A 23,481-nucleotide genomic window follows, 5' to 3' on the forward strand; every position below is an offset into this window, starting at 1 on the left:
TTTGCTAGTGTACTTCGTATCGCGATGGGCAAGAAGGACTACGGCGGCGCCGCTCTCATCGGGGCCGTTTTTTTCATTCTTTACATCAGCCATCTCTCGAAAGGCTACGTCTTCGAAGGGCTGGCCCGGGCCATGCCCATCGAGCTCGGAATGTTCCGCGGGCTTTTCAACGGCAACCACCTGATCTACGGCTTCGCCGGCTCGTGCTTCCACGGCCTGCTGGGTTTTTTCGGCTGGACGGGGCTGGCGGTCGTCTCCCTCCAAATCATGGACTCGCTCCTTGGAGCCGCGGGCGCGGCGGTTTTCTTTCTGGCCTTGAGGCGGCTGGGCGGAGGACGGGCGGAGGCCGCGGCCTGGGCCTGCGTCCTGGGCCTAAGTCTCGGCTATTGGAGCTGGAGCGTGGACGCCCAGGACTACATCTTCTCAACCTTCCTTCTTTGCCTCAATTTCGCCTTTCTGTCCTCCGGAGCCGCCTCGGGCCGGCTCTCGCCGTGGGCGGCGGCGGCCTTTCACGCCCTAGCCGTGCTGGGCCATGTCGTCAACGCGGTATTCGTCTCGGCGCCGCTTTGGTTTTTGTACCGCGTCCATGGCCCTCGTTGGCGGCCGGCCGCCGCGCGCTACGCGGCCGGCCTGGCCGGCCTCCTCCTCCTGGCTTACGGCTCCGTCCTCCTTCTCATCGTAAGGCCCGCCAGCTGGACCGCCGCCTTGGATTGGCTCTGGGGCAGCGCCGCCGCGGGAGGCGGCAAGCTCGGCTGGCATGGAAGACCGTCCCTGGAAAGCCTCCGACTCTGGGCCGGAATGACCGTTAACATCTTCGCTTCCCTCGCGCCGGCCGCGCTGGCCGCGCGCCTGGCCTGCGTCGCCTGCTTCGCCCTGGCGGCTTTCCGCTTCAAGAATATCCGCGGCTTTCAAAAGACCACCGCGGTGGCCTGCCTCCTGTGGCTGGCGGCCTACGCCCTGGTGTTCACCTCCTGGGAGCCCAACACCATGGTCTACCGAGTCTCCGACCTCGTCCCATTGACAGCACTTCTCTTCCTGGCAAGCCGGACCTTGCCGAAGCGGGGCTTGGGCGCGGCCCTCGGGACCGCCTTCGCCATTCTCCTGGGAACGGTCAACTTCAGGATGGAAATCCGACCGCGCGCGCTGGCCTCCAACAACAGGCATTTGCGGCACATGGGGCTCGTCAAGGACAACACCGCGCCGGGGGATTGGGTCGCGGGAGAAGGCGGCGCCGACGAGCTCTACATCCCCTACTTCGCCCAGCGCAGGCCGCTGGCGATCGGCTTCTATAGCGGAAGAAGGGACCAGCTGCGCAAAAGGATCGATTCCCTCAAAGCCTCGGGACAGGAGGTATTCGTGACGTCGACCGTATTAAGGTCCGAGACCTGGGCGGAGTTCTTCAAATCCTACGACCTGCTCCCCAAAGCCTCGGACCCGGACGGATACACTTTGTACACCGTTAAGTAATTCGCGCTTTTTTTGTTAGAATTCTTGAATCATGCAAGCGGTGATATTGATAGGCGGGATGGGCACGAGGCTTCGCCCTCTGACCTGCGACACCCCGAAACCCCTATTGCCGGTGCTCAACAGGCCTTTCCTCCATTACCAATTCGAGATACTTAAGGCCCACGGGATCAAAGACATCCTCCTCTGCACCTCCTACCAGGCCAAGGCCTTCGAGAAGATCCTGGGCAACGGGCGCTCCCTCGGCGTGCGCCTGCGCTACCTCGAGGAGAAGCACCCCCTGGGCACGGGAGGCGCGCTTAGAAACGCCGTGCCTCTCCTGCGCAAGGACTCGACCGTCCTGGCCTTGAACGGCGACGTCTTGAACACCCTCGACATCACCAAACTCCTCAAGCAGCACCGAAAAACCCGGGCCAAGCTCACCATCGCTCTCACCCGGGTCAAGGACCCGACCGCCTACGGCCTAGTGATCATGGATCAGGCCGGGCGCATCCGCAAGTTTTTGGAGAAGCCTTCCTGGGACGAGATCGAGTCGAACACGGTCAACGCGGGAGCCTACCTCTTCGATCCCGCGATTTTGGACGCTGTCCCGCCCAACACGCATTACTCCCTGGAACGCTCCCTGTTTCCCATGCTCCTGCAGAACGGCTCTCCCTTGTACGGCTTCGTGACCAACGGCTATTGGATCGACATCGGCACCATCGACAAATACCTCCAAGCCCACCTGGACATCCTAGGGGGCGCGACCCCCTTCAGGGCTCGGGGGGCCAAGGGCCAGGTCCTGCTGGGCCGTGGAACCTCCGTGGGAGATTTCGTCCGCTTCGAGGGCCACGTCTGCGTCGGCAACGGCTGCCGCGTCGGCAAGGGCGCTTGGCTGCAGGACTGCGTGGTCCTAGAGGGCACGGTGATCGGTGACGGGGCGCGCCTGGAGCGCTGCGTGGTCGGCGCCCGCTGCCGGATCGGCACCCAGGCCGTCCTGGGCCAGGGCACGGCCTTGGCCGGAGGCTCGGAGCTAAAGCCCTACACTGTCATGGGAAGCCGCGGATGATTAAGGTCGTTGAGAAGCCTTGGGGCCGAGAGCTTTGGTTCGCCCAAAACAAGAAATACGCGGGAAAGATTTTGGTCGTCGAGAAGGGCCGAAGGCTCAGCCTCCAGTACCACAAGCTCAAGCGCGAGACATTGTACGTCCTCAAAGGGCGCCTCCAGCTCGAACTGGGCGGGCGCAAGAAAACGCTCGAGGCGGGATCCGCTTTCGACGTGCCTCCCAAGACAGTGCACCGATTCGCCGCCCCCTCGGGCCGGGTGACCTTGGTGGAGGTTTCCACCCCGGAGGTCTGGGACGTGGTCCGCCTTTCGGACGACTACGGCCGGGCCGGCAAAAATCCCTCCAAGGAACGGAGATAGAAATGGAAAAAACCGCAGACATCAAGTTCGGCACCGACGGCTGGCGGGGCGTCATGGCCCGGGATTTCACCTTCGAGAACGTGCGCCGCGTGGCCCAGGCCATCGCCGACTACGTCCGCGACGAGTCCGAGAAGGCGCCCTCCCGCAAGAAGCTGTTGACCAACCCCATCCTGGTCGGCTACGACCGGCGCTTCCAGTCCGATTCATTCGCCCGGGAGATCGCGAAGATCTTCCAGGGCAACAGGCTCAACACCCTCCTCCTGGCCGAAAGCCTCCCCACCCCGGCGCTGAGCTTGCTCACCAAGCGCACCAAGGGCTTCGGGGTCATGGTGACGGCCAGCCACAATCCCCCGGCCTACAACGGCATCAAGATCAAATACGACGGGCGCGCGGTCTTGGAGAACGTCACATCGGCGGTGGAGGGGTGGCTCGACAAGAGCCAACCCTCCCGCGCCACGGATTACAAGGAGAAATCCTGCCGCGGCCTCTACCTCCAGTACCTAAAATCCCGGGCGAACGTCTCCGCGATCTCCTCAAAGCTCAAGAGGCCGGTGGTCGTGGACTATCTCTACGGCGCGGCGGCGGGCCTCATGGAGGAAATCATCCCCTCCAAACACCTGATCCCCATCCATTCCGCCCACGACCCGCTCTTCGGCGGCCTCCACCCCGAGCCGATAGAGGCCAACCTCAAGGCCCTCATGGACAGGGTGCGCCGGGAAAATGCGCTCCTTGGAATCGCCCTGGACGGCGACGCGGACCGCGTGGGCATCGTGGACGACTTGGGGCATTACTACACTCCCTGCCAGGTCTTCCCGATTCTCATTGACTACCTCATCGAGAAAAAGAAGATCAAGGGAAAGATCGTGCAGTCGGTCTCCCTGGGGTATCTCTCCCGCCGCATCGCCAAGGCCTACAACCTGCCCTTCGAGGAGCTACCAGTCGGATTCAAGCACGTGGCCGAGCAATTGGCGACCGGAGCCGCAGTCATCGCCGGGGAGGAGTCCGGGGGCTACGCCTGGAAAGGGGGTCTCCCGGAGCGGGACGGCCTGGTGACAGCACTCACTGTCATCGAGATGTGCGTCTCCCAAGGCAAGACTCCTTCCCAGCTCTGGAAGGCCATCGAGGCCAAGTACGGCAAGTCCCATTTCAAGCGCATGGATTTCAGGCTCCACCGCGCCGTGCCCGACAAGGCGGTCTTCGCGGCCAAGATCGCCAAGAAGCTCCCCAAGAAGATCCTGGGGACCGAGATCAAGGAGCTTATCCAGATCGACGGGATCAAGATCATCCTCTCCGACGACCATTGGATCCTGATGCGCCCCTCGGGAACCGAGCCCCTCATGCGCGTATACGCGGAGTCGGATTCCGTGGAGCGCACGGCCGGGCTCTTGGAACTCGCCAAGAAGTGGGCCGGCCCCGTGCAATGATCAAAGCGATGGTCCTGGCGGCCGGGGCGGGCACGCGCCTGCGGCCGCTTACCTACGAGACCCCCAAGCCCATGGTCCCGGTGGTCAATCGGCCTGTCATCCACCATGTCTTCGACAATCTCCTGCGCCACGGGGTCAAGGAGGTCATGGTCAACCTCTACGCCCACGCCGACCAGATCCGCGGCTACTGCGGGGACGGCTCGCGCTGGAGCCTGCAAGTCCATTACTCCATGGAGCCCAAGCTCATGGGGACGGCCGGGGCGATCAAGAAGGTCGAGGGCTTCTTCTCGGACGGGCCCTTCTTCGTGCTCTCCGGGGACGGCATCTCGGACATTGATCTCAACGACATGTTGCGCTTCCACAAGAAGCGCAAGGCCCTGGCCACCATGGCCTTGAAGCCCGTCGAGTCGCGCTTCGAGTACGGCGTGACCTTGGCCGAGTCCTCCGGACGCATCAAGGGCTTCCTGGAAAAGCCGCGCTGGAGCGACGTCTTCTCCAACAAGGTCAACACCGGCATATATCTCTTCGAGCCGGAGATTTTCCGCCACATCCCAAAAAACCGGCCCTATGACTTCGGACACGAGCTGTGGCCCAAACTCCTCAAGCTCAAGAAGCCGATTTACGCCTACGAGATGTCGGGCTACTGGTGCGACGTCGGCAACCTCGCCGAGTACCGCCGCTGCCAGGCGGACAGCCTCGAGGGCAAAAACCGCCTCAACATCCCTGGAACCGAGATCCGAAAGGGCGTGCGCGTCGAGGCCGGCTGCGACATTTCCCCCCAGGCCGTGCTCAAGGGACCCTGCCTTATCGGCAAGGGCTGCCGCATCGAGAGCGGCGCCCAGATCGGGCCGCACACCGTGGTCGGGGACCGGGCCTGCATTTCTTCTCAGGCCATTCTCAAAAATTGTATACTGTTCGATAACGTCACCGTTGGCAAGAACGTCCATCTCTCCAATTGCATTCTGGGGGCCCACGGGAACGTGAAAAGCGACATCACGGTTTACGAGGCCGCGGTCATCAACATCCGGCAGTAGAACCGAGTCGGCTCAACAGGAGGCGCTTATCATGGAAAGAAAGGGCCGTTTCTTCTTCACCTCGGAGTCGGTCACCGAGGGGCATCCAGACAAGGTCTGCGACCAGATTTCGGACAGCGTTCTCGACGAGGTGCTCAGCAACGACCCCACCGGGCGCGTGGCCTGCGAAACCTTCGTCACCCGCGGCATGGTGATCGTGGGCGGGGAGATCACGACCACGACTTTCGTGGACATAGACCAGCTCGTGCGCCAAGTCATCAAGGACATCGGCTACGACCATCCCCGCTACGGCTTCGACTCGTCCTCCTGCGCGGTCTTGAACGCCATCGGCCGCCAGTCCCCGGACATCGCGCAAGGCGTGGACACGGGAGGGGCCGGGGACCAGGGCCTCATGTTCGGTTACGCCTGCCGGGAGACCCCGGAGCTCATGCCCCTGCCCATCATGCTCGCTCACAAGCTCACCCGGCGCCTGGCGGAACTGCGCAAGAGCAAGGCCCTTGCCTATCTGGGCCCGGACGGCAAGTCCCAAGTGACCGTGGAGTACCTGGACGGCCGCCCTTTGCGGGTCGACACCGTGGTTCTCTCCACCCAGCACGGGGCGGAGATACTCGACCGCTCGGGCAACCAAATAACTGAAAAAGCGCGCGCCGAGCTCGTCGAGACCGTCATCCGCCCGGTTTTGGGCAAAAGGCTCATAGACGCCAAGACCCGTTTTTTCATCAACCCCACCGGCAAATTCGTCATCGGCGGGCCCGCCTCGGACACGGGCGTCACCGGCCGGAAGATCATAGTGGACACTTACGGCGGCTACGCGCCGCACGGCGGAGGCGCCTTCTCCGGCAAGGACCCGACCAAGGTGGATCGCTCCGCCTGCTACATGGCCCGCTATATCGCGAAGAACGTAGTGGCCGCGGGCTTGGCCGAGAAATGCACGGTGCAGCTGGCCTATGCCATCGGCGTGGCCGAGCCCGTGGGAGTATACTTCGACACCCACGGCACGGGCAACGCGGACGAGTCCAAGATCGAGGCCGCGGTGCGCCGCCATTTCCCGATGACCCCCAAGGGCATCATCGCGACCCTCAAGCTGCGCCGCCCGGTCTACCGCGCCACCGCGGCCTACGGGCACTTCGGCCCCGAGCAATTCGAGTGGGAGAAGACCGACAAGGCCGACCTGCTGCGCGAGGAGCTCCTGGGCGGCAAGCCCGCCAAGAAAACCCTGGCCTTGGCTTAAAACGCCCTCGGCCATGGGCAAGACCATCGCCGGCACCCGCGAGGCCGTAGCCCGTGTGTTTGACGGGGCGCGGATCATGACCGGGGGCTTCGGGCTTTGCGGCTTGCCCGAGAACCTGCTAGCGGCCCTGCGCGGGAAGGGAACCAAGAACCTCACCTTGATTTCCAACAACGCGGGCACCGACGAGCACGGGATAGGCCCCCTCATCAGGAACGGCCAGGTCCGCAGGATGATCATGTCCTACGGCGGGGAATGCAAGGCCTTCGAGGAGGCGGCACTCTCCGGCGCCATCGAGGTCGAGTGGGCTCCCCAGGGCACCCTGGCAGAGCGCATCCGGGCCGCGGGCGCTGGAATCGGCGGCTTCTACACGCCCACCTCCTACGGGACTTCCGTCGCCGAGGGCAAGGAAACCCGCGTCATCAACGGCAGGAATTACGTTTTCGAGGCGCCCCTGTCGGCGGACTTCGCCTTCGTGAAGGCTTGGAAGGGCGACGCCATGGGCAACCTCGTCTATAGGAAAACGGCCCGAAATTTCAACCAGGCCATGGCCACGGCCGGCAAGGTCGTGGTCGCCGAGGTCGAGGAGCTGGTGGAGCCGGGCGCCCTCGACCCAGACTCGGTCCACACCCCGGGCATCTACGTGGACATGATCTTCCAGGGCTCGGGCTACGTCAAGCCCATCGAGAAGAGGACTGTCCATGGATAAGCGGGTCGCAATAGCCAAGCAGGCGGCCCGGGAGCTCAAGGACGGGGACTACGTCAACCTCGGCATCGGCATTCCCACTCTAGTGCCCAACTACCTGCCCGCCGGAGTCCGCGTCACCTTGCACACCGAGAACGGCATGCTGGGTTACGGGCCCTACCCGCCCGCGGGGCAGGAAGACCCGGACCTCATCAACGCGGGCAAGGAGACCATCACCGAACTGCCAGGCTGCTCCTACTTCGGCTCGCACGATTCCTTCGCAATGGTGCGCGGCGGGCACCTCGACGCCACCATCCTCGGGGCCATGGAAGTGGCCGAGAACGGGGACCTCGCCAACTGGATGATCCCCGGCAAGAAGGTCAAGGGCATGGGCGGGGCCATGGACATGGTGGCGGGCGCCAAAAAGGTAGTGGTCGCCATGGAGCACGCCACCAAGGACAACAAGCCCAAGATCCTGAAGCGCTGCACCTTGCCCCTCACCGGAAAGGGCGCGGTCCACGTCATCATCACGGAGCTCGCCATCTTCGACGTCACGCCAGAGGGCCTAGCCCTGCGCGAAATAGCCTCCGCAGTCTCCGTGGACGAGCTCCGCAAGCTCACCGAGCCTTCCTTCAAGGTCGCCGGCTCTTTAAAAACATTCCCTCAATAACGCCTTGCATTTTCCCCGCTGGCTGTTATACTACGCCGGCTGTTCAGTTTCCACCAGGAAAGGAGGGTGCAATGGAAAGTATTTTTAAAAAGCTCAGGCGCTTCGCCGCACCGGCCGCCATGCTCGCGATGGCGGCGCTGAGCGCAGGATGCCTCAACAACAAGATCGCGGTGCGCCAGGACGACGCACAATTCGCGGAGCATTCCGACCGGCTCGCGCTCGGGGTGGGCTTGTACCTGGACGAAGAGACGCGGAACTGGGTCCATACCTACAAGAAGATGGGCGTCACCTACAATTTCGCCTTGGGACAGGCCCTGGAGGCCAGCGCTCCGCAGGCCCTGGCGAAATCGTTCAAGCAGGTGGAAGTGCTGGCCAGCCCCGATGGGGCCGCCGGCTCCGAGCGAATAGTCGCCATCAGATTCGGGCCCGCCACCAACTGGGATTTCGGGCCCGTGGTCATGGCCGCCAACCGCGCCACGGTGGAGCTTCTGTGCGAGGTGCGGGATGGGAAAGGCAAAACATTATGGAGCGGCTCGGCCGTCGGCCAAGTGGAGAAAACCGCGGGAAAGGCCGCCTACCTGCCCGGCTTCAACAATTCTTGGCTCAACAAAGCCTACGGCCGTATTTTTAACGAGGCCTTGAGCACCGCCCTGGAGAATCTCAATAACGCATTACTTAAGGAGAGGCGAACTCTGGCAAAAAGGTAAATTACCGGGATTCCCGGCATATTGACAATTACCGGGATTCCCGGTAAAATATGACGTGCATCTCCACTTACCCAATAGCGCCTTTTTAGGCAATATTGACCCTTTTCTGCGCGGCTTCGCTCCCTCCGAGCCCAACTTTTTAGAGATAACGGCGAACAATAAATGGATTTCAGTGCATCCAGCCGTTCTCTGCATGATCGCGGCGCTGGGAATGACGGTCAAGCCTGAAAATATCCGCTGCGAGAAACTCGAGGCAAGGTCAAGGCATTATTTGCTGCGGATGGGCCTTTTCAAGCTGCTGAATCTGCCTTCCGACATGAGCATCACCGAGCACGAACCCGCCGGCAGGTTCATACCCCTCGCCCAAATACGGACATCCGCCGAGCTCTCCAGGTTCATCGCCGAAATGACTCCCATGCTGCATCTGGAAGCGGAGCCGGAACAGGCCAAGACGCTCGGGTATATTGTGAGCGAGCTGGCGCGCAACGTCCTCGAGCACGCGGCGGCCGAAAGCGGGGCCATCCTCTGCGCGCAGTATTACAAGAAGAGCAACGCCATCCGCATAGGAATCGCGGACACTGGCCTCGGAATGAAGGCCACCATAAGCCAGTCGTATTCCGTTCAAAATGATCTGCAGGCCATACAACTCGGCCTCATGCCCGGAATCACCGGAACCACCCGGAGGGAAGGCGGCACCGAGCAAAACGCCGGAGCCGGCTTGTTTTTCATCAAGTCAATCGCCAGCGTCAACCGCGATTTTTTCGTCATCTATAGCGGCAACGGCTTCTATAAACTGCTCAAGAAATCTTCCCTGAAAAGAATGCATCTCAACGCCGATCCATTCGAGGATCGGCATTCCAAAAGCGGCGGTTTCCCGTTCTGGCGGGGCACGATCGTCGGCATAGACATCACCCTCCACCAAACCAAGGAGTTTTCGCTTCTGCTCGACGCGATCCGCCAGACCTATACCGAGGCCGTCCGAGACAGGAGAAAAGCCCGCCTCAAGAGGCCCCGTTTCATATGAAGGAAATCTCTATTTTTGAAAAAGCCGGAAGTTTCGCCGAAAACAAGGACATCGCCCGGAACGTGCGGACTCGAGAAATCACCCCCGCCCTGGAAAGGGACGAGGAGGTCATCCTTAACTTCGCGGGGGTCGAGGCCGCCACCCAGTCGTTTGTTCACGCGCTCATCGCGGATGTCCTAAGAAGCCACGGTCCCGCCGCCCTCGACCGTATCGCCTTCAAGTCCTGCAATGATACAATCAAGAAAATCATCGGCATCGTGGCCGAGTACATGCAGGAGGGACTGGAATGAGCAAAGCCGAAGCCTACGCCGCCTTGAGCGCGGCCTCAGGCCTGGAGCCTTACACCATCGAGCGCCGCGATCCTGGAGAGGAGGATGTGCGCATTGAAATCCTCTACTGCGGGATCTGCCACACCGACATCCATCAGGCCAAAAACGAGTGGGGAGGCTCGGTCTATCCCCTGGTTCCCGGGCATGAGATCCTGGGCAAGGTCAGCCAAGTCGGCAAGAAGGTTTCCAAGTTCAAGCCCGGGAATCTCGCCGGGGTCGGCTGCATGGTCGACTCCTGCCGAAAATGCGGCAATTGCCGGCAGGGCCTCGAACAGCACTGCGAGGCGGGCCCCTCCTTCACCTACAACAGCTTGGAGCAGGACGGCGCCACCCGCACTTACGGCGGTTACTCCTCCCACATAATGGTCAAGCAGGACTTCGCCTTCAAGATCCCGTTCAAGTCCGGCTTGGAGCGGGTAGCACCCCTGCTCTGCGCGGGAATCACTTTGTATTCCCCTTTGCGCAGGTGGAACGCCGGGCAGGGCCGAAGGGTCGCGATCATGGGGTTGGGAGGGCTCGGGCACGTGGGCGTCAAGCTCGCCGCGGCCATGGGCGCCGAGGTGACGGTGCTGAGCTCCTCCAAGGCCAAGGAGGCCGACGCCAAGCGTTTGGGCGCGCATGATTTCGCCGTGACAGCACTGGCCGCGGCGGCCGGACAATTGACCGGGCGCTTCGACCTCATCATCGACACGATCTCGGCCGACCATGACGTGGCGGCGGCCCTGGGTTTTCTCAAGACGGCGGGCACTTTGGTGATGGTGGGAGCACCCCCCAACCCCCTGGCCGTCCCGGCTTTCTCCCTCATCGGAGGCAGGAAAAACGTCTCCGGCTCGGTCATCGGGGGACTCGCGGAAACCCAGGAGATGCTGGATTTTTGCGCCGAGCACGGAGTCCTGGCCGACGTCGAGGTGATCTCTCTGAAGGAGGTCAACCAGGCCTACGAGCGCATGCTCAAAAACGACGTGCGCTACCGCTTCTCCATAGACATGAGCCGGAACTTTTGAGCCGCCCCGGTGTCGAATAGCGTGTCGGAGCGGGAATTCTTGGAGCGGCACTCGGGCCTGGTTTATAACCTTGCCCTGCGCCTGACCGGGAACCCCTCCGACGCCGAGGACCTGGCCCAAGACGCCCTGCTGCGGGCATTGAAAGGGCTGGGAACTTTCAGGGGAGAATGCGCCGCCTCGACCTGGGCCTATCGGATCACGGTCAACGCCTGGAAAAACCGAGTGCGCTCGGAGAAGAGGCGCGGGTTCTGGAAAATGCTGCCGATTAGCCTATTCACGCAAGAGGACCGGGAAAACGGCCTGGCGTTGAAGTCGCCAGAGCCTGCCCCGGACGCGGCTCTCGAGGCCGGGGAAAGGGAAAGCCTGGTCCAGAAGGCCCTCATGGAGCTCGATGAGGAAAGCCGGGCCATTTTGGTCCTGCGCGAGATCCAGGGGCAGTCCTACCAAGACATCGCCCGGGCGCTGGAGATCCCGGAGGGGACCGTGAAATCCAGGCTATGGCGGGCGCGCCTGGCCTTGAAGGAAAGTCTGCGTGCCCAAGCTCCACTTTAATGGAACATCTCAAAGAGCAGATTTCGCAGTACTACGATGGCGAGCTCCCGGAAGGAGATCGACGCGCCGCCGAAGCCCATCTATCCGCGTGTCCTCAATGCCGCGCCGAGCTCGCCCATTTCAAGGAGCTGTCGAGCGCCCTTAAAAGCCTTCCTCAAAAGCCGCTACCCCCGGGTTTCCATGAACACCTGGCCAGACGACTCAAGAGCGAGCCCGCCCCCCCGGCTCCGGGCTCCCGCCTCTTGCCGCCTTCGCTGCGCTTGCCGGCCTACGCCCTGAGCGGCCTCATAACGGCGAGCTTCCTTTACAATCAATGGCGTGGTCCCGGTCCGGCGCAGCTCCCCGCGGCCGAGCCCTTGGCCCGGGCCAGGGGCTCGGCCCTCATTGAGGAGCCTCCGCGCGCCGCGCAAGCCTCTCCCGCCGCCGCGGCCCCCGGGCCCTACACCAACGAGGATTTGCAGAGGGACCTGGAGCTCCAGAAAAAACGGATGGGGATCCGCGCCATCGCCCCTCCCAGGGATGCCACGGTCGAGGCCCTGCCCGTGGGCTTAGAGGAGGTCCAACACCGACCGGCCTACATCGAAGGAGAGGTCCCGTCTCTATTGACTCCCGCTCAGCCTTCGGCCCCGGAGCCCTTGAGACCGCCCCTGGGCAAGGTCCTGGGCTCGGAAGGAGAAAGGGCGGAGTTTTGGAGGCTGGCGCGGCTCAAGGCGACGCCGCCCTTCGTGGACTATTCCCAGAGCCTTTTGGCCGTTCTGGTCGGCCAAGATCCCCGGTCCCGCGTTGAAATAGCGGGAGTCGAGCGAGCCGCCGAGGCCGTCGTGATCCAGTACCGTCAATTCCGCCAGCTGAGCAAGGTCCCCGGCGGGGCTGATCTCTCGGTGGAATGGCGGGTCCTGCCGAAATCCGGCCTTCCCGTCGTGTTCGAGGAAGTGCGTTAAGGCTTGTAGAGCTCGAGGGCCGGAAGATCGACGTTGGGCCGGTCCCGCGTGACGCGGACATCCCCCTTGTGCCCGCGCAGGCGCAAGCCCCGGGAATCCTTGGCGGAAAGGCTCAAGGCCAGGTAATAGTCGCCGGGAGGCAGGCCCTTGAACTCGAATTTCCCTTGGGAATCCACGTCCACGGAGTCCACGAGGTCCTCGGGCGCCAAGGAGTAGGACCGGCGCGCGGAAAAGTACCTCCGGGCGAAAAGCGCTGCGCGCACGGGCCCCTTCCATCGCACGCGGCCCAAGATAGCCCCGGGCCGGAATTTATCCTGGCCCCGGAGCAGGGAGAAAAGGCCGGCGGGAATGCCAGAGCCGGCTTTCTTCTCCCAGCGCGACGCCCGCTCGAAGTCCCCTTGGCGCCAGTAGGCCTTGGCGAGCTCCGCGCAGGCCGCGGGACCGAAGTGAAAACGCTCCTCGTCCGCCAGGTTTCCCAGCATCCGCGCGGCGCGGGAGCCAGCTGGAGCGGCCTGCAGGGAGCCTAGAAGGAGGACCCGGGCCACGGGATCTCCGCGAAGATGCCCCTCCCAAAGCGCCCGGCGCAGGCCCTCGGCGTCCAGTCGGCGAGCGTAGGCATCATAAAGGAACCGCAGGGCCATCCTAGTGTAGCCGGTGGAGCGCCCAGCGCAATAAGCCTCCACCCCCCGCAAGGTCCCAAGGCTCGAGAGGGCCCCGGAGCGGGTCCAATACTCTGGAACCCCGCCGTTCTCTCCCAGGACCAGAACGGTCCGCTCCTCGGCCTCTGGGAAAATCCCGGCGGCTTCGGCCAAATTGCGCCGTCCCAGATCGTAGCGCAGACGCCCCGCGGAAAACAGGGCCAGCGCGAACCCGACCAAGGCTGCGCTCCAGACCCAGGCCTGGCCGCCGCCCGACAGCGCGCCCAAGGAAAGAAAGACAACCAGGAAATATAGGACGAAGACGGCAAGGGGCTCGAGGAGGCTCAGGCTTTCGGGCATGAACCAGACGTTCTGGATCACGTCCAGGCCCAAACGAACGATGAAAAAATCAAAGACCGCCAAGGCCGCGGCGAAAATCAAGGTTCGCGGCTTTGCGAACCATCGCGCCAGGGCCGCAAAAACCGCGGCCGCGATAAGGAGAATCGCTCCCCATTGGGAAACCCTCCGCGCGGCCGGAGCCTGGAAAAGCTCGACGGCACTCTCAAAGAGCCGGAAGCCCGGCCCGCGGGGCAGGATGAAATCGAGTGAGCGAGGCAGCCGCTCGATGAATGCCTGGACGGCCAGGCCAGAGGCAATGGCCGCCGACAAGAGGCATTCCCGGGACAGGACGCCTCTGCCCATCACGGCCGCCCTTTACGACGACCCTTGATCCGGATAGCCGTGGGCGGACCCTCGGCCCGCCTGGCTCGCCTCTTTTCATGGGTCTTCCCGGCCAAGACGATAAGCCTGGGGCTGTCCATGGAATAAGCCTCGCCCCCGAATCCTCCCCAGGACTTCAGATAGGCAAGCCCCGACTCCTCCAGGAGCCGCTTGGCTTCGGTCAAGCAATAGACGCGCTGGGAACCGTTCAATCGGCCGGTCTCGAAGTCAAAAAAATCCCGATGGGAATCGAAATGGCGCATCAGCCACTCTTTGTTGATGAGATCCATCAGGAGTCTGCCCTCGGGCTTGAGGCCTCTTCGCGCCGCGCGCAAGGTCGCCTCGGCCTCGCGTTCGCCCGCCAAGCGGCCGAAAGACGGCTGGAACACGACCACTGCGTCGAATTCCTCCCGGTAGGAGATCTGGCGGGCGTCGCCGTGGATGAAGTGGGCGTTGAGCCGCTCCTCCCGGGCCAGGCGGCGGGCCTCGGTCGGAGGGTCCTCGAAGAGATCTAGCCCCAGCACCCGGTACCCGCGCCGAGCCAGCTCTAGCGTCCTGCGGCCGCTGCCGCAGGCCAAATCGAGGATCCGGGCCCGGGGCTCCAGGCCCAAGATTCGCTCCACCCCGTCTATCTGCGCCTGGATCTGGCCGGGCTTACGAGTCATGGTCTTCGGGCCCTATTCTATCAAACCCAGCTCCCAGGCAGGGCGGGCTTTTTTGTATCATGCCTCATGTTTCGCATCGGCGTCGTCCAGAACAACCCCAAGCTCCTCAAGCCCAAGGAAAACGTCGCCTCCTGCCTGGCCCTGATGGGCCGGCTCGAGGCCGATCTCTGGGTTCTGCCGGAGCTGTTCCACTCGGGCTACAATTTCAAGACGAAGAAGGAAGCCGCCCGCTGCGCCGAGAGCGCCGAGTCGGGGGCCCTGGTTTGGCTCCTCAAGGCCTGGACCGCCTCCAGAAACTGCGCGGTGATCGCGGGCATGGCAGAGAAAGCAGGCGCGCGCCTCTACAACTCCGCGGTGCTGGTCGAGGGACCCCGCGCGAAGGTCTATCGCAAAACCCATCTTTTCGGAAACGAGAAAAAATTCTTTTCCCCCGGAGACACCGGCTTTTGGGTGAGCCCCGTCAAGGGGGTGCCCGTGGGAGTCATGATTTGCTTTGATTGGTTCTTCCCGGAGAGCTGCCGGACCTTGGCCCTGAAGGGCGCCCAAATCGTGGCGCATTGCGCCAACCTGGTCCTCCCCTGGGGGCCGGAAGCCCTGAAGATCCGAAGCCTCGAGAACAGGGTTTTCACGGCTCTGGCCACGCGCGTGGGAACGGAGCGGGGCCTGCGCTTCATCGGGCAGTCGCAGGTGACGGCCCCGAACGGGGACGTCCTGCGCCGCCTGGGACCGGAGGAGGAAAAAGCCTTCGTCCTCGAAATAGATCCTTGGACGGCCAAGGACAAGAAGGTCCATCCGGCCAACGACCTGTTCAAGGACCGGCGGCCCCGGTATTACCGGTAACATGGAAGAGATGAAACCCAAGCCCGTGCGCGCCTCCCTGACGCAGCTCTCCGACCTCATGTACCCGCCGGACGCGAACATCCACGGCACGGTCTTCGGCGGAATCATCCTTCAGATGGTGGACAAGGCCGCGGCGGTCTGCGCCATGCGGCACGCCTCCCAACCCTGCGTCACCGTGGCCATGGACCGCGTGGAATTCCTCGTCCCCATCCATGTGGGAGACCTCGTCATCGTGGAGGCGCAGATCAACTACGCGGGCCGCTCCTCCATGGAAATCGGGGTCGAGGTTTACGCGGAAAACCTCACCCAAGGCACCCGCCGCCACACCAACTCGTGCCTGGTGACCATGGTGGCCGTGGACAAAAACGGCAAGCCGGCGTCGGTGCCCGGTCTGATCCTGGAAGGCCCCGACGAGAAATCCCGCCACAAGGCGGCCGAAGCCAGGCGCCGCGGAATAAGGAAGTAGGCTCCGCGGTGCCAGGCTGGAAACGGCTGCGAGAGCGACTGCGAGATCCCCGCTTCAAAGGCCGCCCTCTCCTCCTGGGCCTGGACTTCGACGGCACTTTGGCGGCCCTGGCGCCCAGGCCCGAGAGGGCCAGCCTCCAAGACTCGACCAAGAGCCTGCTCGTCGAGCTTTCCCGGCGCCGGTGGATCAAGATCGCGGTCCTGAGCGGCAGGACCTTGCCCGATCTCAAGTCGAAGGTGGGACTCAAGAGAGCTTTCTACGCCGGCAACCACGGGCTCGAGATCATGGGCCCGGGCAAGCCTTGGGTCCATCCCCGCGCCGCGCGATTTAAGCGAGCCCTCTCGCGGGCCGCGGCGGATCTGAGGCCCCTTTTGGAGCGCTTCCCAGGCGCCTGGCTTGAAAACAAAGGCCTGGGCCTCGCGGTCCACTACCGCGCCATGCCCGCGAACCTCCACGGGGCCTTGGAGGCCGCCCTGCGGCGGCTTCTCGTCCCCATGCGCCGGGAGCTGCGCTTGGCCCCAGGCAAGAAAGTCTGGGAAGCCAAGCCACGCGCGGCCTGGAACAAGGGCCTGGCCCTTGAGCTCATCAAAAGCCGGCTTCCCGGCTCGTGGAACTTGATGTTCATAGGCGACGACGACACGGACGAGGAGGGCTTCGCGGCCCTCGGGAAAAAAGCCTTAACGGTGCGCCTGGGACGTGCTAAAATAACATCAGCGGAGTTCGTTCTCAGAGACAGGCGCTACGTGGAGCTTCTTCTTCACGCCGTGCTGGAGACATTCCATGACTCTACCGCGGGCGAAAACACCGTTCCAGTTCCACGCCAGGCTCACCCTCACCGCCATCACCCAGCATAAGGCGGCGAGCCTCGACGAGCTCATCAAGGGCGTGCGGACTCTTCCCGAATCCTTCATCTACACCCATACCCACAATTTCCTCCGGCAGCACCAGCACCTGGTCCCTGAGCCTCCGAGCGATTTCGCGGTCTGGGCCAAGCAAGGCCTGCAGGATCCCGAGCTCGCGGAGAGCCTGGCCGCCATAGACACCGTCTCTTACGCCGAACTCAAGGAGCTCCGAGAGTCCCTTCTCAAGGTCTTGGAAAAGCACTTGAAGAGCCGCGGCCCGGGGAGGACGGTCCCGGCCGGTCAGGAATTCCCCTTCCTGCGCTCCATACGATTCTCGCTGCCCACGCCTTATATGGCCTGGGACCTAGCCGAATTCGCCGAGGGCTTGGGCAAGGCGAGCCCATCGAGCCTCTACCTCCACATCTTCGAGGCGCGGCTCCGGCCGCCCCTGGGAGTCAACGACTTCTCCGCCTGGCTCGAGAGAGAGCTCGGCGAAAAGGCCTTGAGCCGCAAGATCTCGCGCCTGGATCCCTACAGCCACACTTTGGACGGCCTCAGGCGGACCATCGTCCGCCTGGCCGAGCAGCGCCTGGAGGAGCTCTCCCATGCCTAGGCTCGAGGAATACCGCGGCATCGTCGGCGAAAACGTCCTTCACGAGCTGGAGATTCTCGCCGGCAAGCTCCGAGGCAAGAGCCTCACTCACGTCAATTCCACCGCGGTCGGAGGCGGGGTCGCTGAAATTCTCAACTGCATGGTGCCGCTCTTCAACGAACTCGGGATCGAGACCACCTGGCAGGTGATCAAGGGCGGAGAGGCCTTTTACGCGGCGACCAAGAAATTCCACAACGCCCTGCACGGCTCCCCCGACGGGATGGAGCCCCGCGACTACCAGGCCTACGAGGAGACCGTGGACGCCAATCTTCCGGAAATCGCCTGCGGCGCTGATTTCGTGTTCATCCACGACCCCCAGCCGGCGGCGCTGGTCAAGAAACGCCGGGAGCTCAAGAACCGCTGGCTTTGGCGCTGCCACATAGACCTCTCCCGCCCCGACCCGCAGGTCTGGGAATACCTGCGGCCCTACATCGAGAAGTACGACGCGGCCGTCTTCTCGGCTCCGCAGTTCGCCCAACGGCTCCCCATCCCGGAGATATTGATCGCCCCGTCCATAGACCCCTTGAGCGACAAGAACCGGGAGCTCTCCCCCGAGGAGGTGAATCAGATACTGGCGCGCCTCAATATCCCAACGGACAAACCCCTCGTCACGCAGGTCTCTCGCTTTGACCGGCTCAAGGACCCGCTGGGCGTGATCGAGGCCTTCCGCCTGGCCCGGAGGTCGGTGGAGGCCCGGCTGCTGCTCGTCGGGGGCTCGGCCTCGGACGATCCCGAGGGGGCCCAGGTCCACCAGGAGGTTTTGGACAAGGCGAAGACCGACGAAGACATCATCGTTCTAGCCCTTCCCCCGACCAGCCACGTCGAGATCAACGCCATCCAGCGCGCCTCGGCGATCGTGCTTCAAAAGTCCCTGCGCGAGGGCTTCGGGCTCACGGTCTCAGAAGCGCTTTGGAAGGCCAAGCCCGTGATCGCCGGAAACGTGGGCGGCATACCCCAGCAGATCCTCCACCAGCACTCGGGCATTCTCGTCCATTCCGTTGAGGGAACGGCCTACTGGATCAAGAGGCTCCTGCAGGAGCCGGCCCTGGCCCAGCGCCTCGGGGAGGCCGGCCGGGAGCACGTGCGCAACAATTTCCTCCTGACCCGCCATTTGAAGGACTACCTCCTTCTCCTGCTCTTCGCCGAGAACAGCGGGGCCGACATGATACGCCTGTAAGGCCCTGAATTAAGACGTTTTTTGTCCGGCCGAGGCGGGAAGGCGTATCGCGGTCAAATCCTCGATGAGGCGCCCAGCCCAAAAATAGACGTTGTATTCCTTGAGGATGCGCCGCATGCTCAACATCCGGCGCGCCCGCTCCTCCGGATCCATCTCCAGAGCCGTTTTGATCGCTTGGGCCGTGCGCTCTGTGTCGTAGGGGTTGACGACCAAGGCGTCGCGCAGCTCGCGCGCGGCCCCCGTAAAATGGCTCAAGATCAGCACGCCCTGCTCATCCTCCCTCGCCGCCACGAACTCCTTTGCCACCAGGTTCATTCCATCGTGGAGCGACGTCACCATGCACAGGTCGGCCGCGCGATAGTAGGGGTCTATCTCCTTGTGGCTGTGGTGCTTCTTGAGAAGGACGATGGGCCGGTAGTCCTTGGCGGAAAACCGCCGGTTAATACGCTCGGCCTCCGCCTCCACATCGGCCTCCAAGTCCTGGTAGCTTTTGATATGGGTGCGGCTGGGCGCCCCTATCTCCACGAAGACGAACTCCCCTTGATAGACGGGATTCTTTTCGAGGAAGCGCTCGATGGCCCGGAAGCGCTCGATGATCCCCTTGGTGTAGTCCACGCGGTCCACCCCCACTCCCATCCAGCGCGCCTTGACGCCCAGCCCCTTGAGCAGGGTCTCTTTTCCAGGAGCTGCGCCCCGGGAAGGCACCGGCTCCGGGAGGGCGATGCTGATGGGGAAGGGTTTGACCGTCGTGACATGGCCCCGCCGATGCACGGCGAAGCGCTCCCATTCGATGCGGCACTCCAGGGCCCGGTCCACGGTCTCGAGGAAGTTGTTGCAATGGTACTGGATGTGGAACCCCACCAAATCCGCTCCCAGCATCCCATCCAGGATCTCCCTCTGCCAAGGGCATATCCCGAAAGCCTCGGGGTTCGGCCAGGGAATGTGCCAAAAAATGGCCACCCTGGCGTCCGGCCGGGCTTCCTTAATGAGGCGCGGCAAAAGCGCAAAATGATAGTCCTGGATCAGGACGCAGGGCTCTTGGATAGGGTCCAATTCCTCGAGCAGGGCGTCAGCGAACTTTCGGTTGACGTCCTGGTACTGCTTCCAATCCTCGGACCTGAAAATGGGCCTGGTGTGCGCGATATGGCAGAGCGGCCAAAGCCCCTCGTTGGAGAAGCCGTAATAATAGCCCTCCTCCTCCTCCTTGCTGAGCCACACGCGCTTCAAGGTGTACTTGGGCTCGTCCGGAGGCACCCGGACCCGGCCGCGCTCGTCCGCGGTCTCGCGGTCGGCGTCGCCTGCGCCCTGGCCGACCCAGGTGCCGCCGCAGGCCAGGAGGACGGGCTCGACCCCGGTCACCAGGCCGCTGGCCGGGGTCACCACCTCCAAGCGCTTGCCCCGGCGCTCGTGCATGTATGGCTCGCGGTTGGCCACGACGAAAAGCGGGCGACCCTCGAGTTTGGCCCGGACATGCTCCTTCAAGCGCTCGGCCGTCCAAACGGATTGGACCTCCTGCCTCAGACGCGCCTCCTCTTCCGCCGCGGCGCGAGCCGCGGTCAGGCTTTGCGCCAAGTGGACGGCCTCCTTGGCCACGGGCTCCAGAAGCCCCGCCGGAGGGCTGAGGTCCCGCGGGGCTTGGCCGGTGCGCACCTGCTTCATCCACTCCGCCAAATGATCTATGGGGGCCATGATATTCCAACGAATCACCCACAAGCTCACGAGGAGTATGACGAGGGCGTGAAAAAGCAATCTGAAGAAATTGTGCCTCCAGAGCAGCCGTATCTGGCTTTGGATGTAGGAGGTGTCGTGGATCAGGAGGAGGGAGCCCGCCGGGCCCCGCTCCGCCGCGAGAGGATAGACGAAAACCATCTCCTCGCCCCAGAAGCCCCTCCGGCTCACAGGAGGAGGCGGAGACTCCAGGCCCGCCGCGCGCTTAAGGAGGGACTCGAGGCTCTTCAAGCGCCTCTCCGTCCCCGCAGTGGCGGCCACGGTCCGGGCCTGGGCGTCGAATATCCCGGCCCCCAGGAGCCGCTCGCGCGCGGCGTTGCGGCGAAGGACGCGGAGCATCTCCTTGGCGTCGGTTTGGATCAAGGCCGGCTCCAGGGACTCCTTGAGGCTCTCGGCCAGGGCCGCGCTCCTGCGCTGGAGCTCGGATCGGAGTTCCTTGGTTTCCTGCCTGGCCTGGAAATAAGTCGATAGCGCGGCGACCAAGGCCGCGGATAAGGACATGGACAGCACCAAGCGCGACGTGATCTTCATGTTTGCCGCCAAGGAAGTATACCCAATTTCAGGCCCGGGGTTGTTTCCGGCCGCGACTTGCAATCGAAATCATTCTTGCTATAATACGCCTGGCCTTCGGGCTGCCCGCTTCGGCGGGAAGTTTAGATCGCAAAGAGGAAGAAAAGCAAATGGCTATCAGAGGCAAAGTGAAGTGGTTCAACGACCAGAAAGGCTACGGGTTCATCATCCCTGATGACGGCTCCCCCGATGTTTTCGTGCACCATACTTCCATCCAGGGGCAGGGATTTAAGACTCTCGCGGAGAATCAGAGCGTGGAATTCGAGCTGCTGAACTCCGACAAAGGCCCCAAGGCCTCCAACGTCAGCAAGATCTAGCTGGAAAAGAGCGCATGGAATGCCCCTCCCGGAAAGCCGGGAGGGGCTTCTTGCGGCGAAAAACAACCCCGCTCCTACACCCCTAACTACTCCTTAACAGGAACCTCCGCCGTGCTGGAGGAGGAATCCTCCAGCGCCGCTGACTCCCCGCGGCGGACCTTCTCTATCTTCTGGATGGAGGCTTCCAGGCGCCGGAAGCTTGTTTCGCTGATGTCATGGTAAAGGTCCTGGGCCTTGCCGAGCCTCTCTCCCAGGTCGGAGAACCTCTCGCGGAATTTCTGATAGGCCGCGGAGAAGGCGGAGATCAGCTTGATCACCTCCTGGGTGGCCTGGGTGAAGTGGAAATTCTCGAAGGCTTGGCGCACCACGGAGATCACGGCATAAAGCGTGAAGGGAGAGCACAGCACCACCTTCTGGGCCAAGGCCTCGTCAATCAAGCCGGGACAGGCCTCGTGGATGAAGCCGTAAACCTGCTCGTTGGGAATAAATAGGAGCACATAGTCCAAGGTCTGCTCGCCGGGATTGATATAGTCCCGGCGCTGTATTTCCTTGATCCGGGCCTTCACGTCCTTGAGAAAGTCGGCCTTGTGCCGCTCTTTCTCCTCAGTGGCGGCGGCGTTGACCAGGCGCAGGTAATTGTCCAAGGGGAACTTCACGTCCATGTGAAATTTGTGCCGATCCGGCAGGAGGAAGGTGAAATCGGGGCGCGTCCCCACCGTGTCCTGGGAGCGGTTCTTCAAGTATTGGACGTTCTCCTGGAGCCCGCATGCGCGCAGGATGTCATCGGCCATGCGCTCTCCCCACTGCCCGCGGGCCCGCGAATTGTCGAGCAAGGCCCTCAGGCCCTCCGTCGTGGCGGCGAGCTTCCCGGTGGTTTCCGATGCGTCGCGCAGGCTTTTCTCGAGGGAGCCGTATTTCTCCTGGCGCTCCGACTCGAAGCTTCTCACCAGAACCTCGTAATCCCTGAGGCGCTGGGAAAGCTGGGCCACGGCCGTTTCCACCGATTTGCGCTTCTCATCGAGCTGCGCCTCGTGGCGCACCCTCTCGGTCTCGAATTTCTGGCCGGCCAGCTCCAAAAGTCCCTTCAAATCATCCTTGAGGCGCAGCCTTTCGGCCTCCTCGTTCTTGCGTAGGGAAAAGAAAACCAGGTAAAAGACCGCGGCCGAAACGGCGCCCCCGGCCAAGGCCGCCAGGATGAAGAAAAAAAGCTGGCTCACGCCAGCGCGGCCTCGCGAGGCCGAGGCTTCCTCAGCGACGCCTTGAGGGCGGCGAAGGTGAGGACCTTGCTCTTGCAGGCCTGGCCGGTCTCAAGGTAGAGCTTGAGCTTGGCCAGGCAATCCTCCCAGCCCTGGGCGCAGCCCAGGAAGTACTTGTCGTTTCCCGGGGTCGCGGAAAAGCCGGCGTGAAGCAAGGTGACCTCGCAGCCGTCCCGCAGGGGGCGGATGAAGAAGCTCGTCAGGGGAGGGATGATTTTCGCCTTGCGGTGCAATTTCCACATCCAAGCCACCTTGCGGCCGGGCTCCAAGTCCACGAAGCAGCCCTCGCTCTCGCCCACGGCGACGTAGGGCGGGAAGATGCCGCCGTGCTCGCCGCGGATTTTAGGCCAAACCATACGCAGCCGACCCAGGTTAGTGGCATCGGTCTCCGCCCCCTCCAGCCACCAGCGGCAGAGCTCGGTCGCCGAGGTCAGCGCCCGGTAGATCTGCTGGGGTCCGGCCTTGATCCGGATCAAATAGCGCAAGTCCCTCGTCCTAGGCATGGCCGCTACTCCGCCTTGGGCCCGGCGGGCCCCTCCAGAACCGGAGAGAAGGTATTGACCAGTTGGTTGAACTGAGGCTCGTAGAGCTTGTAGCCGTCCCGCGTGGCGGGATAAACCAGGACGTAGAACCCTCTTTTGAGGGGAACCACGACGTAGGCGTGCTGCCGGAAATTGACCGTTTCTCCCGTCTGTGCGCTGCTCGAAGTCCCCCAGCGGGTAGACGAGGGAACAGGAATGGGGGAAAGCACCACGAAATGCTTGGCCTTGCGCCCCCCAGCCGTGATCTCATGAACCGGCTGGGGCATTTCATACTTTGGGCCGTAGACGTAGCTCAAGGTTTGCTGGATGAAATCATCGGCGCTCGAGTACATCTCTAGAAGCCCGTCGGGAAGCCGACGGGGGTAGGAGTAATTGTACCAGCGCACGCTGAAGCTCGGGACTCCCAGGTAAAAGTCGGGCTCGAAGGGACCGATGAAGTTGGTTTGGGCATAGTGGGTCGCTTCGCGGTCCGTCATCACATGCCAGCCCCACGGCACGGAGCCCCGCCAGTCGCTGTCGACGGAAACGTAGGCCGCGTACTTGGGCGGGCCGCAGGACGAGAAAATCGCGCAGGCCAGCGCCCCCAGAAAAAACTTTTTCAT

The 23,481-nt window shown here is 63.0% G+C and carries 26 protein-coding genes; 20 read left to right on the forward strand and 6 right to left on the reverse strand.

Annotated elements, in window-relative coordinates; genetic code table 11:
• The first annotated feature begins 24 nt into the window (after positions 1-24).
• From HY921_03080 to HY921_03145, 14 genes are all read left to right on the forward strand, one after another.
• On the forward strand, positions 25-1,467 hold the full coding sequence (locus tag HY921_03080) for a hypothetical protein (GenBank protein MBI5629851.1): 1,443 nt from the start codon (positions 25-27) through the stop codon (positions 1,465-1,467).
• Positions 1,468-1,498: 31 nt separating this feature from the next.
• A complete protein-coding gene (locus tag HY921_03085) occupies positions 1,499-2,512 on the forward strand; it encodes an NDP-sugar synthase (GenBank protein ID MBI5629852.1) in 1,014 nt (337 codons plus the stop codon).
• Positions 2,509-2,868 carry a cupin domain-containing protein gene (locus HY921_03090; GenBank protein ID MBI5629853.1) on the forward strand — a complete coding sequence of 120 codons (360 nt, stop codon included), beginning with the start codon at positions 2,509-2,511 and terminating at the stop codon, positions 2,866-2,868. Before HY921_03085 ends, HY921_03090 begins: the two co-directional genes overlap by 4 nt.
• A gap of 2 nt (positions 2,869-2,870) precedes the next feature.
• Positions 2,871-4,292: a hypothetical protein gene (locus HY921_03095; protein MBI5629854.1), complete on the forward strand. Its 1,422-nt coding sequence runs from the start codon at positions 2,871-2,873 to the stop codon at positions 4,290-4,292.
• Positions 4,289-5,326, forward strand: a complete 1,038-nt coding sequence (locus HY921_03100; protein MBI5629855.1) for an NDP-sugar synthase — start codon at positions 4,289-4,291, stop codon at positions 5,324-5,326. The genes HY921_03095 and HY921_03100 overlap by 4 nt, the downstream gene beginning before the upstream one ends.
• 31 nt (positions 5,327-5,357) lie before the next feature.
• The gene (locus tag HY921_03105; GenBank protein ID MBI5629856.1) at positions 5,358-6,557 is read left to right on the forward strand and encodes a methionine adenosyltransferase; all 1,200 of its coding nucleotides are present in this window, start codon (positions 5,358-5,360) and stop codon (positions 6,555-6,557) included.
• A 13-nt stretch (positions 6,558-6,570) separates the two neighbouring features.
• Positions 6,571-7,263, forward strand: a complete 693-nt coding sequence (locus tag HY921_03110) for a CoA transferase subunit A (protein MBI5629857.1) — start codon at positions 6,571-6,573, stop codon at positions 7,261-7,263.
• On the forward strand, positions 7,250-7,909 hold the full coding sequence (locus HY921_03115; protein ID MBI5629858.1) for a CoA transferase subunit B: 660 nt from the start codon (positions 7,250-7,252) through the stop codon (positions 7,907-7,909). The genes HY921_03110 and HY921_03115 overlap by 14 nt, the downstream gene beginning before the upstream one ends.
• Positions 7,910-7,980: 71 nt before the next feature.
• Entirely contained in the window at positions 7,981-8,616 is a 636-nt protein-coding gene (locus tag HY921_03120; protein MBI5629859.1) for a hypothetical protein, read from the forward strand.
• Between the two features lie 172 nt (positions 8,617-8,788).
• Positions 8,789-9,640, forward strand: a complete 852-nt coding sequence (locus tag HY921_03125; GenBank protein ID MBI5629860.1) for a hypothetical protein — start codon at positions 8,789-8,791, stop codon at positions 9,638-9,640.
• Positions 9,637-9,930, forward strand: a complete 294-nt coding sequence (locus tag HY921_03130) for an STAS-like domain-containing protein (protein ID MBI5629861.1) — start codon at positions 9,637-9,639, stop codon at positions 9,928-9,930. The genes HY921_03125 and HY921_03130 overlap by 4 nt, the downstream gene beginning before the upstream one ends.
• Positions 9,927-10,973 (forward strand): NAD(P)-dependent alcohol dehydrogenase, encoded by a 1,047-nt coding sequence (locus HY921_03135; protein MBI5629862.1) that lies wholly within the window; start codon positions 9,927-9,929, stop codon positions 10,971-10,973. The genes HY921_03130 and HY921_03135 overlap by 4 nt, the downstream gene beginning before the upstream one ends.
• A gap of 9 nt (positions 10,974-10,982) precedes the next feature.
• Positions 10,983-11,525: a sigma-70 family RNA polymerase sigma factor gene (locus HY921_03140; GenBank protein MBI5629863.1), complete on the forward strand. Its 543-nt coding sequence runs from the start codon at positions 10,983-10,985 to the stop codon at positions 11,523-11,525.
• Positions 11,525-12,466 (forward strand): zf-HC2 domain-containing protein, encoded by a 942-nt coding sequence (locus tag HY921_03145; GenBank protein ID MBI5629864.1) that lies wholly within the window; start codon positions 11,525-11,527, stop codon positions 12,464-12,466. The genes HY921_03140 and HY921_03145 overlap by 1 nt, the downstream gene beginning before the upstream one ends.
• On the opposite strand, the gene HY921_03150 is transcribed toward HY921_03145, so the two are convergent.
• Positions 12,463-13,809, reverse strand: coding sequence for a prealbumin-like fold domain-containing protein (locus HY921_03150; GenBank protein ID MBI5629865.1), 1,347 nt, complete (start codon positions 13,807-13,809; stop codon positions 12,463-12,465). The genes HY921_03145 and HY921_03150 overlap by 4 nt on opposite strands.
• Complete coding sequence (locus HY921_03155) at positions 13,806-14,489, reverse strand: class I SAM-dependent methyltransferase (protein MBI5629866.1); 684 nt, start codon at positions 14,487-14,489, stop codon at positions 13,806-13,808. The genes HY921_03150 and HY921_03155 overlap by 4 nt, the downstream gene beginning before the upstream one ends.
• A 66-nt stretch (positions 14,490-14,555) precedes the next feature.
• Here HY921_03155 and HY921_03160 point away from each other — a divergent pair, with 66 nt between their 5' ends.
• The 5 genes from HY921_03160 to HY921_03180 are packed head-to-tail and all read left to right on the forward strand — an operon-like array spanning position 14,556 to position 18,466.
• A complete protein-coding gene (locus tag HY921_03160; GenBank protein MBI5629867.1) occupies positions 14,556-15,329 on the forward strand; it encodes an acyltransferase in 774 nt (257 codons plus the stop codon).
• 1 nt (position 15,330) lies between these two features.
• A complete protein-coding gene (locus tag HY921_03165; protein ID MBI5629868.1) occupies positions 15,331-15,795 on the forward strand; it encodes an acyl-CoA thioesterase in 465 nt (154 codons plus the stop codon).
• An 8-nt stretch (positions 15,796-15,803) separates the two neighbouring features.
• Positions 15,804-16,649 carry a trehalose-phosphatase gene (gene otsB / locus HY921_03170; protein ID MBI5629869.1) on the forward strand — a complete coding sequence of 282 codons (846 nt, stop codon included), beginning with the start codon at positions 15,804-15,806 and terminating at the stop codon, positions 16,647-16,649.
• On the forward strand, positions 16,576-17,250 hold the full coding sequence (locus tag HY921_03175) for a hypothetical protein (GenBank protein MBI5629870.1): 675 nt from the start codon (positions 16,576-16,578) through the stop codon (positions 17,248-17,250). Before otsB ends, HY921_03175 begins: the two co-directional genes overlap by 74 nt.
• On the forward strand, positions 17,243-18,466 hold the full coding sequence (locus HY921_03180; protein MBI5629871.1) for a glycosyltransferase: 1,224 nt from the start codon (positions 17,243-17,245) through the stop codon (positions 18,464-18,466). Before HY921_03175 ends, HY921_03180 begins: the two co-directional genes overlap by 8 nt.
• A 9-nt stretch (positions 18,467-18,475) precedes the next feature.
• On the opposite strand, the gene HY921_03185 is transcribed toward HY921_03180, so the two are convergent.
• Positions 18,476-20,695: a trehalose-6-phosphate synthase gene (locus HY921_03185; GenBank protein ID MBI5629872.1), complete on the reverse strand. Its 2,220-nt coding sequence runs from the start codon at positions 20,693-20,695 to the stop codon at positions 18,476-18,478.
• Between the two features lie 179 nt (positions 20,696-20,874).
• On the opposite strand from HY921_03185, the gene HY921_03190 reads away from it, so the two are divergent.
• Positions 20,875-21,081 carry a cold shock domain-containing protein gene (locus HY921_03190; protein MBI5629873.1) on the forward strand — a complete coding sequence of 69 codons (207 nt, stop codon included), beginning with the start codon at positions 20,875-20,877 and terminating at the stop codon, positions 21,079-21,081.
• An 86-nt stretch (positions 21,082-21,167) separates the two neighbouring features.
• On the opposite strand, the gene HY921_03195 is transcribed toward HY921_03190, so the two are convergent.
• The 3 genes from HY921_03195 to HY921_03205 are packed head-to-tail and all read right to left on the reverse strand — an operon-like array spanning position 21,168 to position 23,481.
• Positions 21,168-22,298 carry a DNA recombination protein RmuC gene (locus tag HY921_03195; GenBank protein ID MBI5629874.1) on the reverse strand — a complete coding sequence of 377 codons (1,131 nt, stop codon included), beginning with the start codon at positions 22,296-22,298 and terminating at the stop codon, positions 21,168-21,170.
• Positions 22,295-22,840, reverse strand: a complete 546-nt coding sequence (locus HY921_03200) for an SRPBCC domain-containing protein (protein ID MBI5629875.1) — start codon at positions 22,838-22,840, stop codon at positions 22,295-22,297. The genes HY921_03195 and HY921_03200 overlap by 4 nt, the downstream gene beginning before the upstream one ends.
• A gap of 5 nt (positions 22,841-22,845) precedes the next feature.
• A complete protein-coding gene (locus HY921_03205) occupies positions 22,846-23,481 on the reverse strand; it encodes a hypothetical protein (GenBank protein MBI5629876.1) in 636 nt (211 codons plus the stop codon).

The sequence above is a fragment of the Elusimicrobiota bacterium genome (assembly GCA_016218575.1).
In the GTDB taxonomy this organism is placed as follows: Bacteria; Elusimicrobiota; Elusimicrobia; order UBA1565; family UBA9628; genus JACRDN01.